This window comes from Pseudomonas sp. CFBP13509 (genome assembly GCF_005233485.1).
GTDB lineage: Bacteria > Pseudomonadota > Gammaproteobacteria > Pseudomonadales > Pseudomonadaceae > Aquipseudomonas > Aquipseudomonas marginalis.
The window spans coordinates 1-14947 of record NZ_QGAA01000005.1; the positions used below are offsets into that span (position 1 = coordinate 1).

Annotated in this window: 11 protein-coding genes and 4 tRNA genes; all 15 read left to right on the forward strand. The window is 55.5% G+C overall.

Features of this window, described 5'->3' with window-relative positions; genetic code table 11:
* Positions 1-178 precede the first annotated feature (178 nt).
* The 15 genes from birA to rpoC all read left to right on the forward strand — a co-directional run bounded on the left by birA (position 179) and on the right by rpoC (position 14894).
* The gene (gene birA, locus PspCFBP13509_RS09700) at positions 179-1138 is read left to right on the forward strand and encodes a bifunctional biotin--[acetyl-CoA-carboxylase] ligase/biotin operon repressor BirA (RefSeq protein WP_065924110.1); all 960 of its coding nucleotides are present in this window, start codon (positions 179-181) and stop codon (positions 1136-1138) included.
* The gene (locus tag PspCFBP13509_RS09705; protein ID WP_065924111.1) at positions 1128-1877 is read left to right on the forward strand and encodes a pantothenate kinase; all 750 of its coding nucleotides are present in this window, start codon (positions 1128-1130) and stop codon (positions 1875-1877) included. Before birA ends, PspCFBP13509_RS09705 begins: the two co-directional genes overlap by 11 nt.
* Before the next feature lie 7 nt (positions 1878-1884).
* Entirely contained in the window at positions 1885-2331 is a 447-nt protein-coding gene (locus tag PspCFBP13509_RS09710) for a hypothetical protein (RefSeq protein ID WP_027605161.1), read from the forward strand.
* Positions 2332-2473: 142 nt separating this feature from the next.
* Positions 2474-2558 (forward strand) — tRNA-Tyr (locus PspCFBP13509_RS09715).
* A gap of 23 nt (positions 2559-2581) precedes the next feature.
* Positions 2582-2655: transfer RNA gene (locus PspCFBP13509_RS09720), tRNA-Gly, on the forward strand.
* A gap of 26 nt (positions 2656-2681) precedes the next feature.
* Positions 2682-2757: transfer RNA gene (locus PspCFBP13509_RS09725), tRNA-Thr, on the forward strand.
* A gap of 159 nt (positions 2758-2916) precedes the next feature.
* Positions 2917-2992: transfer RNA gene (locus tag PspCFBP13509_RS09730), tRNA-Trp, on the forward strand.
* A gap of 45 nt (positions 2993-3037) precedes the next feature.
* The gene (gene secE / locus PspCFBP13509_RS09735) at positions 3038-3406 is read left to right on the forward strand and encodes a preprotein translocase subunit SecE (RefSeq protein ID WP_027605162.1); all 369 of its coding nucleotides are present in this window, start codon (positions 3038-3040) and stop codon (positions 3404-3406) included.
* A gap of 9 nt (positions 3407-3415) precedes the next feature.
* Positions 3416-3949, forward strand: a complete 534-nt coding sequence (gene nusG / locus PspCFBP13509_RS09740; protein WP_003176436.1) for a transcription termination/antitermination protein NusG — start codon at positions 3416-3418, stop codon at positions 3947-3949.
* A gap of 117 nt (positions 3950-4066) precedes the next feature.
* The gene (rplK, locus tag PspCFBP13509_RS09745) at positions 4067-4498 is read left to right on the forward strand and encodes a 50S ribosomal protein L11 (protein WP_003176435.1); all 432 of its coding nucleotides are present in this window, start codon (positions 4067-4069) and stop codon (positions 4496-4498) included.
* The gene (rplA, locus tag PspCFBP13509_RS09750) at positions 4498-5193 is read left to right on the forward strand and encodes a 50S ribosomal protein L1 (protein WP_003176434.1); all 696 of its coding nucleotides are present in this window, start codon (positions 4498-4500) and stop codon (positions 5191-5193) included. The genes rplK and rplA overlap by 1 nt, the downstream gene beginning before the upstream one ends.
* Positions 5194-5392: 199 nt before the next feature.
* Positions 5393-5893 (forward strand): 50S ribosomal protein L10, encoded by a 501-nt coding sequence (gene rplJ, locus PspCFBP13509_RS09755; protein ID WP_003176433.1) that lies wholly within the window; start codon positions 5393-5395, stop codon positions 5891-5893.
* Between the two features lie 78 nt (positions 5894-5971).
* Entirely contained in the window at positions 5972-6337 is a 366-nt protein-coding gene (rplL, locus tag PspCFBP13509_RS09760) for a 50S ribosomal protein L7/L12 (protein WP_053138313.1), read from the forward strand.
* A 219-nt stretch (positions 6338-6556) separates the two neighbouring features.
* Positions 6557-10630, forward strand: a complete 4074-nt coding sequence (gene rpoB / locus PspCFBP13509_RS09765) for a DNA-directed RNA polymerase subunit beta (protein ID WP_027605164.1) — start codon at positions 6557-6559, stop codon at positions 10628-10630.
* A 64-nt stretch (positions 10631-10694) separates the two neighbouring features.
* Positions 10695-14894 (forward strand): DNA-directed RNA polymerase subunit beta', encoded by a 4200-nt coding sequence (rpoC, locus tag PspCFBP13509_RS09770; protein WP_065924112.1) that lies wholly within the window; start codon positions 10695-10697, stop codon positions 14892-14894.
* Positions 14895-14947 lie beyond the last annotated feature (53 nt).

Here is a 14947-nt window from a genome sequence, read left to right on the forward strand (position 1 = left end):
TCATCGTCAAGATTAAATTCCGAAACCCCATTTGCGAAAGCAGGTGGGGTTTTGTTTTGGGCGGTCGGAAAGTGCGAAGAGGCGCCTCGGGAGGCTCTTCAATGCTAAAGTCCGGCCTTTCTATGCAATGACCCTGCGCATGGCTATCATGCGTGCCTCATTGTGAGGCGATACTTGCATGCTGACGTTGTTAGAACTTCTAAAAGATGGCCGATTCCATTCCGGAGAAGCACTTGGCGCAGCCCTGGGCGTTAGTCGCAGTGCAGTCTGGAAGCAGCTCCAGCATCTTGAGGCCGAATTGAATCTGCCGGTCCACAAGGTTCGTGGGAGGGGATATCAATTAGCTTCGCCGCTGGTTTTCTTGAGTTCCGAGCAGATTGCACTGCATACGTCTTCCCTCGCGTGGCCTATCCATATCTACGACTCCATCGACTCGACAAATGCCGAGGCTCTGCGCCTTGTTGAGGTTGAGCGTGCGACGCCGTACCTGGTGCTTGCGGAGCAGCAAACGGCGGGAAGAGGGCGACGTGGTCGAAAGTGGGTCAGCCCATTCGCTCAGAATGTGTATTACAGCCTCTTATTGCGTATCGAGAATGGTCCGCGACAGCTGGAAGGCCTGAGCCTTGTGGTTGGCTTGGCGGTAATGCAGGCGCTGCGTGAGTCTGGAGTGCGGGGGGCGGCTCTGAAGTGGCCAAACGACGTCCTGGTGGGGCAGAAGAAGATTGCCGGGATTTTACTGGAGCTCGTAGGGGATCCTGCGGATATTTGCCACGTTGTCCTCGGCATCGGTATTAACGTGAATATGCAGAAGGCTGAAGAGGTTGATCAGCAATGGACGTCAGTGCAGTTGGAGACGGGGTCTCCAGTTGATCGTAACTCTCTGGTGGCACGCCTGTGCTTGCAGTTGCAAAGCTACTTGGATCGACACAGGGCGCAAGGTTTTTCATCGCTTCGGGATGAGTGGGAAAAAGGTCATGCCTGGCAGGGAAAGGCAGTGTCACTCATAGCGGGTGCCAACCGTGTCGATGGGGTGGTGCTGGGTATCGACGGTCAGGGGGCATTACGTTTAAGTGTCGGTGGTGTTGAGAAAACATACAGTGGTGGTGAGTTAAGCCTGAGGTTGCGTGATGATTCTTGAGCTCGACTGTGGGAATAGCTTCATCAAGTGGCGCGTACTTGATTCGGATCGGGCGACGGCATCTGCAGAAGGTGTCGCTAGTTCGGATGTTGCATTGATTGAAAGCCTGTCAGTGCTGCCTGGTGTGTTATTGACACATTGCCGGTTGGTGAGTGTTCGTGCTCTGGACGAAACAAAAAATCTGGTTGAGGCGCTGGTGGAGGCCTTTGGCGTTGCGGTTTCCTGCGCTGTTTCTGCGCGAGAAATGGCTGGGGTGCGCAACGGTTACGAAGATTTCGAGCGTCTTGGCCTTGATCGCTGGTTAGCAATGCTGGGCGGCTTCAAATTGGCGTCGGGCGCATGCCTGGTGCTTGATTTCGGTACGGCTGCTACTGCAGATTTTGTTGCTGGCGATGGTGAGCATTTAGGTGGCTTCATCTGTCCTGGTATGCCCCTCATGCGTAATCAGCTGCGCACGCATACGCGCAAGATACGTTACGACGATGCAGCTGCTGAAAGAGCCTTGGAGCGTCTATCGCCAGGGCATACGACCGTAGAGGCTGTAGAGCGTGGCTGTACGTTGATGCTCAGAGGGTTTGTGCTGACCCAGCTTGAGCTGGCCCGAAGTTATTGGGGTGATAACTTCACTGTATTCCTGACGGGTGGCGATGCTGATTTGGTGAGGGATGCCGTGCCTCAGGCTCGACTCGTTCCTGATTTGATTTTCGTAGGTCTGGCAATGGCGTGCCCTTTATCTTGAGGTGTTTATGCGTTGGCTGTTTTTGCTTTTATTGATCCTGAACGCCTTCTACTACATATGGCATCAGCAAGAGGCGCCGTTGCGTGCTAAAGACGTGACCCCTCTGAGCCTCTATCGGAATACGCAGCAGGATATTCGCCTGCTGAGCGAGTCTTCCGACGCTGTGGTGCGCAAGGATCGGGCTAAGGCATCTGATGCGCAAAATACTTGCTTATACATTGGTGGCTTTGCCGACCAGCGACAGGCGCAATTCCTTGAGCAGCGCCTCACTAGCCTGGATATAAAGGTTAAGGTACAGCTGCTGAGTGCTCCTGATGCGCAAGGTTACTGGCTTCGAGTTGCCCCGGAAAGCCGACGCCTGGCTGACGACCTACCCTTTGAAAACCTTGCTAAGGAATTCAATGAGTTAAAACATAAAATAATGCTGTGCGAAGGCATTGCAACTCTCGAATAGTTTGCATAGAATGGCGCCCGCTTCGCAGTGAAGACCTTTAAGGTCTAAGGTGCGAAGCGAAGGTCAATGCAGCTAACCTCATATTTTTAATGAGAAAATGCTTGACAGAAGGCCGGCGTGATGTAGAATGCCGGCTCGCTTAGGAGGGGTTCCCGAGCGGCCAAAGGGATCAGACTGTAAATCTGACGTCTACGACTTCGAAGGTTCGAATCCTTCCCCCTCCACCATTTTAGCGTGAGCTGCAAGCTCCGCGGGTATAGTTTAGTGGTAGAACCTCAGCCTTCCAAGCTGATGATGCGGGTTCGATTCCCGCTACCCGCTCCAAGTTTGCAGGTTGTGCATTGTGTTTCGCTCTTGTAGCTCAGTTGGTAGAGCACACCCTTGGTAAGGGTGAGGTCAGCGGTTCAAATCCGCTCAAGAGCTCCATATAACAAGGCAGATATGAAAATATCTGCCTTTGTTTTAACGGCTGGCTCGGCTTGATGGTGTTTAGATTGCTTGTTGTTGAGTGATTTCAAGTCTTTGGGGGTTGGTTGTTGTAAAGTCTTTTTCGGGTCTGCATAATGGTCGGCCTGATTTTGTTTTAGGTCAGTAGCTCAATTGGCAGAGCGACGGTCTCCAAAACCGTAGGTTGGGGGTTCGATTCCCTCCTGACCTGCCAGATTCGCATGGTGTGTCTGGCTTTCTTTTCACAGGATCTTCATAGATGACTCCTAAGGCTGAAGCTCAAAGCTCTCGTTTCGATCTCGTCAAGTGGCTCGCTGTGGTCGCTTTGGTGGTCGTGGGCGTTGTTGGCAACCAGTACTATTCTGCTTCGCCGATCCTGTACCGCGTTCTCGTTTTGCTCGCCCTTGCTGCTGTAGCTGCCTTTGTAGGCCTGCAGACTGCCAAAGGCAAGTCTTTCGCGGTCCTGGTGAAGGAAGCTCGCACCGAAATTCGCAAAGTCGTTTGGCCAACTCGCCAAGAAACCACGCAGACCACGTTGATTGTTGTGGCTGTTGTTCTGGTTATGGCGTTGCTGTTGTGGGGTCTTGATTCCCTGCTCGGCTGGCTTGTTTCCTTGATTGTTGGCTAAGGGTGTCCCGTGGCTAAGCGTTGGTACGTTGTGCATGCTTACTCGGGTTACGAGAAGCATGTTATGCGCTCTTTGCTGGAGCGCGTAAAGCTGGCAGGCATGGAAGATGGCTTCGGCGAAATTCTGGTTCCCACTGAAGAAGTGGTTGAAATGCGGAATGGTCAGAAGCGCAAGAGTGAGCGCAAGTTCTTTCCTGGCTACGTGCTGGTGCAGATGGACATGAATGAGGGTACTTGGCACTTGGTCAAGGACACTCCTCGTGTTATGGGCTTCATCGGCGGTACTGCTGATAAGCCTGCTCCGATCACTGACAAAGAGGCAGAAGCAATTCTGCGTCGTGTCGCCGACGGTAGCGACAAGCCCAAGCCGAAGACGTTGTTCGAGCCGGGTGAGGTTGTTCGTGTCACGGATGGTCCGTTTGCTGATTTCAACGGGACTGTCGAAGAGGTTAACTACGAAAAGAGCCGGATCCAGGTCGCGGTGCTCATTTTCGGTCGCTCTACTCCGGTAGAGTTGGAATTCAGCCAGGTCGAGAAGGTCTAGCTGAGTAAGCATCCCAACCCCGCAGCCTTAGGCTGTGGGGTTTTGTCGTCACTGGGATAAACGCGCAAGTAACCGGGGAGCCTTTCGAGGCGCTTGAACCCGTAATTGGAGTGCCTCATGGCCAAGAAGATTACCGCTTACATCAAGCTGCAAGTGAAGGCCGCTCAGGCCAACCCAAGCCCACCTGTTGGTCCAGCCCTGGGTCAGCATGGCGTGAACATCATGGAATTCTGCAAGGCTTTCAACGCCCGTACTCAGGGTCTTGAGCCAGGTCTGCCGACTCCAGTGATCATCACTGTATACAGCGACCGTAGCTTCACTTTCGAAACCAAGTCGACCCCGGCTTCGGTTTTGCTGAAGAAGGCTGCTGGTCTGACTAGCGGTTCCGCTCGTCCTAACACCGTTAAGGTTGGCACCGTAACTCGTGCTCAGCTGGAAGAAATCGCGAAAACCAAAAACGCGGATCTGACTGCAGCTGATATGGATGCAGCCGTGCGTACCATCGCCGGTTCTGCTCGTAGCATGGGCCTTAACGTGGAGGGTGTGTAATGGCTAAGCTGACCAAGCGCCAAAAGGCTATCGCCGGCAAAATCGAAGCGGGCAAGTCCTACAATTTTGTAGACGCTGCTGCTCTGCTGACCGAGCTGTCGACTGTCAAGTTCAGCGAGTCCGTTGACGTTGCTGTAAACCTGGGTGTAGACCCACGTAAATCTGACCAGGTCGTTCGTAGCGCTACTGTGCTGCCACACGGTACTGGTAAGACTGTTCGTGTAGCTGTCTTTACTCAAGGCCCTGCAGCTGAAGCTGCTCTGGCCGCCGGCGCTGACCGCGTTGGTATGGACGACCTGGCTGCCGAAATGAAAGGCGGCGACCTGAACTACGACGTAGTTATTGCTTCCCCGGACGCAATGCGTGTTGTGGGTCAATTGGGTCAGATCCTGGGTCCACGTGGCCTGATGCCTAACCCTAAGGTCGGCACCGTAACGCCAGACGTAGCTACCGCGGTTAAAAACGCCAAGGCTGGTCAGGTTCGTTATCGTACCGACAAAAACGGCATCATTCACACCTCCGTTGGCAAGGTCGGCTTCGACGCCGTCAAGCTGAAGGAAAACGTTGAAGCCCTGATCGCCGATCTGAAGCGTATCAAGCCAGCTTCCTCGAAAGGTATCTACGTCAAGCGCGTTACCCTGAGCACCACCATGGGCCCAGGTCTGGTCATCGACCAAGGCTCGCTGGACGTATAAGACACAAATTGGCGTAAGCGATTGCGCCAATTGAAAGATTGGGGTCCCTGCCTGGCGGGGGCTATCCAAGACCGTAGGCGACGCAAGTCTTAAACCAACAAGCCTACGCAGATGGTGCTCCCGGTTCCTTACCGAATCAGACACCAAAACGACATCCGGCTCCGGCCAGATGAAACGGTAACAAGCAGGAGTTAAACCCGTGGCAATTAATCTCGAAGACAAGAAGGCCATCGTCGCTGAAGTCAACGAGGCTGCCAAAGCTGCTCTGTCCGCTGTCGTGGCTGATGCCCGTGGTGTGACAGTAGGCGCTATGACCGGACTCCGTAAAGAGGCTCGTGAAGCTGGCGTGTACGTACGTGTTGTACGTAACACCCTGCTCAAGCGCGCTGTTGCTGACACTGAATACAGTGTCCTCAATGACGTGTTCACCGGCCCGACTCTGATTGCGTTCTCCAAGGATCATCCAGGCGCTGCTGCCCGTTTGTTCAAAGAGTTCGCTAAGAGTCAGGATAAGTTCGAGATCAAGGCAGCTGCGTTCGAGGGCAAGTTCCTCGCAGCTAACCAAATCGACGTACTGGCAACACTGCCGACCCGTAACGAAGCCATTTCGCAGCTGATGAGCGTGATTCAAGGCGCTACCAGCAAGCTGGCTCGTACTCTGGCTGCAGTTCGCGAGCAAAAAGAAGCTGCCGCAGCCTAAGGCTGAGCAACTTCTCTCGCGTATTTTTGTTTATTTCGATGGCCGCGTAGGCCGTCCCCCAATTCAGGAAATACAGCAATGTCTATCTCCCAAGACGATATCCTCAACGCCGTAGCTGAAATGTCGGTTCTGCAGGTTGTTGAGCTGATCAAAGCTTTCGAAGAAAAATTCGGCGTTTCCGCTGCCGCTGCTTCCGCTGGCCCAGCTGCTGCTGCTGCCGTTGTTGAAGAGCAAACCGAATTCAACGTCATGCTGCTGGAAGCTGGCGAGAAGAAAGTTAACGTCATCAAGGCAGTACGTGAACTGACCGGCCTGGGCCTGAAAGAAGCCAAGGCTGTAGTTGACGGCGCTCCTGCTATGGTTCTGGAAGCAGTGACCAAAGACGCAGGCGACAAAGCTAAAGCAACTCTGGAAGAAGCAGGCGCTAAAGTCGAGCTGAAGTAAGCATCGACCTTGCGTCTCCAGCCCAAGCGTTAAGCTGAAGGCTGATGGCTGGTGGCTCTTGCCACCGGCCTTTTTCCGTTCTTGGCTGTCGACTCGGTCGCCGCCATTAACGTGCTGTAGCCACCCGATGCGGTGGTGCAAACCATGGGGTTTGCAAGATTTTCTGGCTGCTCCCGTCGGGAGGGCCAAACAAGCAGGTGACCAAGCTGGGGAACGCTGATGGCTTACTCATATACTGAGAAAAAACGTATCCGCAAGGACTTTAGCAAGTTGCCGGACGTCATGGATGTCCCGTACCTTCTGGCTATCCAGCTGGATTCGTATCGTGAATTCTTGCAGGCGGGAGCGACCAAAGATCAGTTCCGCGACGTGGGCCTGCATGCGGCCTTCAAATCCGTTTTCCCGATCATCAGCTACTCCGGCAATGCTGCGCTGGAGTACGTCGGTTATCGCCTGGGCGAACCGGCATTTGATGTCAAAGAATGCGTGTTGCGCGGTGTTACGTACGCCGTACCTTTGCGGGTAAAAGTCCGTCTGATCATTTTCGACAAAGAGTCGTCGAACAAAGCGATCAAGGACATCAAAGAGCAAGAAGTCTACATGGGCGAAATCCCATTGATGACTGAGAACGGTACCTTCGTTATCAATGGTACCGAGCGTGTTATCGTTTCCCAGCTGCACCGTTCCCCGGGCGTGTTCTTCGATCACGACCGCGGCAAGACGCACAGCTCCGGCAAGCTCCTGTACTCCGCGCGGATCATTCCGTACCGCGGTTCGTGGTTGGACTTCGAGTTCGATCCGAAAGACTGCGTGTTCGTGCGTATCGACCGTCGTCGCAAGCTGCCGGCCTCGGTACTGCTGCGCGCGCTCGGTTACACCACTGAGCAAGTCCTGGATGCGTTCTACACCACCAACGTATTCAGCCTGAAGGATGAAACCCTCAAGCTGGAGCTGATCGCTTCGCGTCTGCGTGGTGAAATTGCTGTCCTGGACATTCAGGATGAAAAGGGCAAAGTCATCGTTGAGGCTGGCCGTCGTATCACTGCGCGCCACATCAACCAGATCGAAAAAGCGGGTATCAAAGAGCTGGAAGTTCCCCTGGACTATGTCCTGGGCCGTACTACCGCGAAGGTCATCGTTCACCCGGCTACAGGCGAAATCCTGGCTGAGTGCAACACCGAGCTGAACACCGAGATCCTGGCCAAAATTGCCAAGGCGCAGGTTGTTCGCATCGAGACCCTGTACACCAACGATATCGACTGTGGTCCGTTCGTCTCCGACACCCTGAAGATCGACTCCACCAGCAACCAATTGGAAGCGCTGGTAGAAATCTATCGCATGATGCGTCCTGGCGAGCCACCAACCAAAGACGCCGCAGAAACCCTGTTCAACAACCTGTTCTTCAGCCCTGAGCGCTACGACCTGTCTGCGGTCGGCCGGATGAAGTTCAACCGTCGTATCGGTCGCACCGAGATCGAAGGTTCGGGTGTGCTGTGCAAGGAAGACATCGTTGCGGTCTTGAAGACTCTGGTCGACATCCGTAACGGCAAAGGCATCGTCGATGACATCGACCACCTGGGTAACCGTCGTGTTCGCTGCGTAGGCGAAATGGCCGAGAACCAGTTCCGCGTTGGCCTGGTGCGTGTTGAGCGTGCGGTCAAAGAGCGTCTGTCGATGGCTGAAAGCGAAGGCCTGATGCCGCAAGACCTGATCAACGCCAAGCCAGTGGCTGCGGCGGTGAAAGAGTTCTTCGGTTCCAGCCAGCTCTCGCAGTTCATGGACCAGAACAACCCGCTTTCCGAGATCACCCACAAGCGCCGTGTTTCCGCACTGGGCCCGGGCGGTCTGACCCGTGAGCGTGCTGGCTTTGAAGTGCGTGACGTACACCCGACTCACTACGGTCGTGTATGCCCAATCGAAACGCCGGAAGGCCCGAACATCGGTCTGATCAACTCCCTGGCCGCCTATGCGCGCACCAACCAGTACGGCTTCCTTGAGAGCCCGTACCGTGTGGTGAAAGACGCCCTGGTCACCGACGAGATCGTGTTCCTGTCCGCCATCGAAGAAGCTGATCACGTGATCGCTCAGGCTTCGGCCACGATGAACGACAAGAAGGTCCTGATCGACGAGCTGGTAGCTGTTCGTCACCTGAACGAGTTCACCGTCAAGGCGCCGGAAGACGTCACCTTGATGGACGTATCGCCGAAGCAGGTAGTTTCGGTCGCAGCGTCGCTGATCCCGTTCCTGGAACACGATGACGCCAACCGTGCGTTGATGGGTTCCAACATGCAGCGTCAAGCTGTACCGACCCTGCGTGCCGACAAGCCGCTGGTAGGTACCGGCATGGAGCGTAACGTAGCCCGTGACTCCGGCGTTTGTGTCGTGGCTCGTCGTGGCGGCGTGATCGATTCCGTTGATGCCAGCCGTATCGTGGTTCGTGTTGCTGATGACGAAGTTGAAACGGGTGAAGCCGGTGTCGACATCTACAACCTGACCAAATACACCCGCTCGAACCAGAACACTTGCATCAACCAGCGTCCGCTGGTGCGCAAGGGTGATCGCGTTCAGCGTAGCGACATCATGGCTGACGGTCCGTCCACCGATATGGGTGAATTGGCTCTGGGTCAGAACATGCGCATCGCGTTCATGGCATGGAACGGCTTCAACTTCGAAGACTCCATCTGCCTGTCCGAGCGTGTGGTTCAAGAAGATCGCTTCACCACGATCCACATTCAGGAACTGACCTGTGTGGCGCGTGACACCAAGCTTGGGCCAGAGGAAATCACTGCAGACATCCCGAACGTGGGTGAAGCTGCACTGAACAAGCTGGACGAAGCCGGTATCGTTTACGTAGGTGCTGAAGTGGGTGCGGGCGACATCCTGGTTGGTAAGGTCACTCCGAAAGGCGAGACCCAACTGACTCCGGAAGAGAAGCTGCTGCGTGCCATCTTCGGTGAAAAAGCCAGCGACGTTAAAGACACCTCCCTGCGTGTACCTACCGGTACCAAGGGTACTGTCATCGACGTGCAGGTCTTCACCCGTGACGGCGTCGAGCGTGATGCTCGTGCACTGTCCATCGAGAAGACCCAGCTCGACGAGATCCGCAAGGACCTCAACGAAGAGTTCCGTATCGTTGAAGGCGCGACCTTCGAACGTCTGCGTTCCGCCCTGGTAGGCCACAAGGCTGAAGGCGGCGCAGGTCTGAAGAAAGGTCAGGACATCACCGACGAAATCCTCGACGGTCTTGAGCACGGCCAGTGGTTCAAACTGCGCATGGCTGAAGATGCTCTTAACGAGCAGCTCGAGAAGGCCCAGGCCTATATCGTTGATCGTCGCCGTCTGCTGGACGACAAGTTCGAAGACAAGAAGCGCAAACTGCAGCAGGGCGATGACCTGGCTCCAGGCGTGCTGAAAATCGTCAAGGTTTACCTGGCAATCCGTCGCCGCATCCAGCCGGGCGACAAGATGGCCGGTCGTCACGGTAACAAAGGTGTGGTCTCCGTGATCATGCCGGTTGAAGACATGCCGCACGATGCCAATGGCACCCCGGTCGACGTCGTCCTCAACCCACTGGGCGTACCTTCGCGTATGAACGTTGGTCAGATCCTTGAAACCCACCTGGGCCTAGCGGCTAAAGGTCTGGGCGAGAAGATCAATCGTATGATCGAAGAGCAGCGCAAGGTTGCTGACCTGCGTAAGTTCCTGCACGAGATCTACAACGAGATCGGCGGTCGCAAGGAAGAGCTGGATACCTTCTCCGACCAGGAAATCCTGGATCTGGCGAAGAACCTGCGCGGTGGCGTTCCAATGGCTACCCCGGTGTTCGACGGTGCCAAGGAAAGCGAAATCAAGGCCATGCTGAAACTGGCAGACCTGCCAGAAAGCGGCCAGATGCAGCTGTTCGACGGCCGTACCGGCAACAAGTTCGAGCGCCCGGTTACTGTTGGCTACATGTACATGCTGAAGCTGAACCACTTGGTAGACGACAAGATGCACGCTCGTTCTACCGGTTCGTACAGCCTGGTTACCCAGCAGCCGCTGGGTGGTAAGGCTCAGTTCGGTGGTCAGCGTTTCGGGGAGATGGAGGTCTGGGCACTGGAAGCATACGGTGCCGCTTACACTCTGCAAGAAATGCTCACAGTGAAGTCGGACGATGTGAACGGTCGTACCAAGATGTACAAAAACATCGTGGATGGCGATCACCGTATGGAGCCGGGCATGCCCGAGTCCTTCAACGTGTTGATCAAAGAAATTCGTTCCCTCGGCATCGATATCGATCTGGAAACCGAATAACACGTGACGCGAATCGAGAGCGGGGCTGTTTAGCCCGCTCTCTGCTCCGCCAGGAGGAAAGGCCTTGAAAGACCTACTGAATTTGCTGAAAAACCAGGGTCAAGTCGAAGAGTTCGACGCCATCCGTATTGGATTGGCATCGCCTGAGATGATCCGTTCGTGGTCGTTCGGTGAAGTTAAAAAGCCGGAAACCATCAACTACCGTACGTTCAAACCTGAGCGTGACGGCCTGTTCTGCGCCAAGATCTTTGGCCCGGTAAAGGATTACGAGTGCCTGTGCGGTAAGTACAAGCGCTTGAAGCACCGTGGTGTGATCTGCGAGAAGTGTGGCGTTGAAGTTGCACTGGCCAAGGTTCGTCGTGAGCGCATGGCGCACATCGAGCTGGCTTCGCCGGTTGCCCACATCTGGTTCCTGAAATCGCTGCCGTCCCGTATCGGCTTGCTGATGGACATGACCCTGCGTGATATCGAACGCGTTCTCTACTTCGAGAGCTATGTCGTTATCGATCCAGGCATGACTACCCTTGAAAAAGGTCAGCTGCTGAACGACGAGCAGTACTTCGAGGCGTTGGAAGAGTTCGGTGATGATTTCGATGCCCGCATGGGTGCCGAAGCTGTCCGCGAACTGCTGCACGCTATCGACCTGGAGCACGAGATTGGTCGTCTGCGCGAAGAGATTCCGCAAACCAACTCCGAAACCAAGATCAAGAAGCTGTCCAAGCGTCTGAAGTTGATGGAAGCCTTCCAGGGTTCCGGCAATCTGCCAGAGTGGATGGTGCTGACCGTTCTGCCGGTTCTGCCGCCGGATCTGCGTCCGCTGGTGCCGTTGGATGGTGGTCGTTTCGCGACTTCCGACCTCAACGACCTGTACCGCCGTGTGATCAACCGTAACAACCGCTTGAAGCGCCTGCTCGATCTGTCCGCTCCGGACATCATCGTGCGCAACGAAAAGCGTATGTTGCAGGAAGCTGTCGATGCCCTGCTCGACAACGGTCGTCGTGGCCGCGCTATCACCGGTTCCAACAAGCGTCCTCTGAAATCCTTGGCTGACATGATCAAGGGTAAGCAAGGTCGTTTCCGTCAGAACTTGCTCGGTAAGCGTGTTGACTACTCTGGTCGTTCGGTAATTACCGTAGGCCCGACCCTGCGTCTGCACCAGTGCGGTCTGCCTAAGAAGATGGCACTTGAGCTGTTCAAGCCATTCATCTTCGGCAAGCTGGAAATGCGCGGTCTCGCGACCACCATCAAAGCGGCCAAGAAAATGGTCGAGCGCGAGCTGCCAGAGGTTTGGGACGTTCTCGCTGAAGTGATTCGCGAACACCCGGTTCTCCTCAACCGTGCACCGACCCTTCACCGTCTGGGTATCCAGGCGTTTGAACCGGTACTGATCGAAGGTAAGGCTATCCAGCTGCACCCTCTGGTCTGTGCTGCGTACAACGCCGACTTCGACGGCGACCAAATGGCCGTGCACGTGCCGCTGACACTGGAAGCCCAGTTGGAAGCGCGTGCGTTGATGATGTCGACCAACAACATTCTGTCGCCAGCCAACGGTGAGCCAATCATCGTTCCGTCGCAGGACGTTGTGTTGGGTCTGTACTACATGACCCGTGAGGCGATCAACGCCAAAGGCGAAGGTCGTGTGTTCGCTGACCTGCAGGAAGTTGACCGGGTGTTCCGTGCCGGCGAAGCCGCACTGCACGCCAAGGTCAAAGTGCGCATCAACGAAACTGTCAACGACCGTGATGGCGGCAGCGTGAGCGGCACCCGTATTGTCGACACCACCGTTGGCCGTGCGCTGTTGTACCAGGTTGTGCCAAAAGGCCTGTCGTACGACGTCGTCAACCTGCCGATGAAGAAAAAGGCGATCTCCAAGCTGATCAACCAATGCTATCGCGTGGTTGGTCTGAAAGAGACCGTGATCTTCGCTGACCAGTTGATGTACACCGGTTTTGCCTATTCGACCATTTCCGGCGTTTCCATCGGTGTTAACGACTTCGTTATTCCTGATGAAAAAGCCCGCATCATCAGTGCTGCTACTGATGAAGTGAAAGAGATCGAAAGCCAGTACGCCTCGGGCCTGGTAACACAGGGCGAGAAGTACAACAAAGTGATCGACCTTTGGTCCAAGGCCAACGACGAAGTGTCCAAGGCGATGATGGCCAACCTCTCGAAAGAGAAGGTCATCGACCGTCACGGCGACGAAGTTGACCAAGAGTCCTTCAACTCGATGTACATGATGGCCGACTCGGGCGCACGGGGTTCTGCTGCGCAGATCCGTCAGCTCGCCGGTATGCGTGGCCTGATGGCCAAGCCGGACGGCTCCATCATCGAAACGCCGATTACTGCGAACTTCCGTGAAGGTTTGAGCGTACTCCAGTACTTCATCTCTACTCACGGTGCTCGGAAAGGTCTGGCGGATACCGCGTTGAAAACCGCTAACTCCGGTTACCTGACGCGTCGTCTGGTAGACGTTGCGCAAGATCTGGTTGTCACCGAGATCGACTGCGGCACCGAGCACGGCCTGCTGATGACTCCGCACATTGAAGGCGGTGACGTTGTAGAGCCGCTGGGTGAGCGCGTACTGGGTCGTGTTATTGCCCGTGACGTATTCAAGCCAGGTACCGAGGAAGTTATCGTTCCTGCCGGCACTCTGGTGGACGAGAAGTGGGTCGAGTTCATCGAACTCAACAGCATCGACGAAGTGATCGTTCGCTCGCCGATCAGCTGCGAAACCCGCTACGGCATTTGCGCCAAGTGCTACGGCCGTGACTTGGCTCGTGGTCACCAGGTGAACATCGGTGAAGCGGTCGGCGTTATTGCTGCCCAGTCCATCGGTGAGCCGGGTACCCAGCTGACCATGCGTACGTTCCACATTGGTGGTGCGGCAAGCCGGACCTCCGCAGCCGACAGCGTTCAGGTGAAGAATGGCGGTACTGTCCGCCTGCACAACCTGAAGCACGTTGAGCGAGTGGATGGTCACCTGGTTGCTGTGTCGCGTTCCGGTGAGCTGGCAATCGCTGATGACTACGGTCGTGAGCGTGAGCGCTACAAGCTGCCGTACGGTGCTGTGATTTCGGTTAAAGAGGGTGACAAGGTCGACGCTGGCGCAATCGTGGCCAAGTGGGATCCGCACACTCACCCAATCGTTACCGAAATGAAAGGTACCGTGACCTACGTGGGCATGGAAGAAGGCATCACGATCAAGCGTCAGACTGACGAATTGACCGGTATGACCAACATTGAAGTACTCGACGCGAAAGATCGTCCAGCTGCCGGTAAGGACATCCGTCCTGCCGTGAAAATGGTCGATGACAACGGCAAGGATCTGTTGCTGCCAGGCACTGACGTAATCGCTCAGTACTTCCTGCCAGCCAACGCCCTGGTCGGTGTAGCGGATGGTGCGAAGATCGCGATCGGTGATGTTATCGCGCGTATCCCGCAAGAAACTTCGAAGACCCGTGACATCACCGGTGGTTTGCCGCGTGTTGCCGACTTGTTCGAAGCTCGTCGTCCGAAAGAAGCGTCGATTCTGGCTGAAGTCAGCGGCACTATCGCGTTCGGTAAAGAAACCAAGGGCAAGCGCCGTCTGGTTATTACCCCGAACGACGGTACCGATCCGTACGAAGAGCTGATTCCAAAGTGGCGTCACCTGAACGTGTTCGAAGGCGAACAGGTAAACCGCGGCGAAGTGATCTCCGACGGCCCGAGCGATCCACACGACATCCTGCGTCTGCTGGGTGTGAGTGCGCTGGCCAAGTACATCGTTAACGAGATCCAGGACGTTTACCGCCTGCAAGGCGTGAAGATCAACGATAAGCACATCGAGACCATCCTGCGTCAGATGCTGCGTAAAGTTGAGATCGCTGAATCCGGCGATTCCAGTTTCATCAAGGGCGACCAGATGGAACTGACTCACGTGCTGGTGGAAAACGAGCGTCTGGCTGGCGACGAGAAATTCGTTTCCAAGTTCACTCGCGTACTGCTGGGTATCACCAAGGCGTCGTTGTCCACTGAGTCGTTCATCTCGGCGGCCTCCTTCCAGGAGACCACTCGCGTACTGACCGAAGCAGCGGTAACCGGCAAGCGCGATTACCTGCGCGGCCTGAAAGAGAACGTGGTCGTGGGTCGTCTGATCCCGGCTGGTACCGGTTTGGCCTATCACAGCGAGCGTAAGCGTCGCCGTGATGCTGACAAGCCGTTGCGCGTAAGCGCCAGTGAAGTGGAAGCCGCACTGACCGAAGCGCTGAACTCAAGCGGTAACTGAGTTCTGCGGTAAATAAGTCTGGGCCCTGGCAGCCCCCATTCGTCGGATCAAGG

Coding starts and splice junctions, on each gene's coding strand:
- birA (WP_065924110.1), top strand. CDS start 179: ATGCTGACGTTGTTAGAACTTCTAAAAGATGGCCGATTCCATTCCGGA.
- PspCFBP13509_RS09705 (WP_065924111.1), top strand. CDS start 1,128: ATGATTCTTGAGCTCGACTGTGGGAATAGCTTCATCAAGTGGCGCGTA.
- PspCFBP13509_RS09710 (WP_027605161.1), top strand. CDS start 1,885: ATGCGTTGGCTGTTTTTGCTTTTATTGATCCTGAACGCCTTCTACTAC.
- secE (WP_027605162.1), top strand. CDS start 3,038: ATGACTCCTAAGGCTGAAGCTCAAAGCTCTCGTTTCGATCTCGTCAAG.
- rplK (WP_003176435.1), top strand. CDS start 4,067: ATGGCCAAGAAGATTACCGCTTACATCAAGCTGCAAGTGAAGGCCGCT.
- rplA (WP_003176434.1), top strand. CDS start 4,498: ATGGCTAAGCTGACCAAGCGCCAAAAGGCTATCGCCGGCAAAATCGAA.
- rplL (WP_053138313.1), top strand. CDS start 5,972: ATGTCTATCTCCCAAGACGATATCCTCAACGCCGTAGCTGAAATGTCG.
- rpoB (WP_027605164.1), top strand. CDS start 6,557: ATGGCTTACTCATATACTGAGAAAAAACGTATCCGCAAGGACTTTAGC.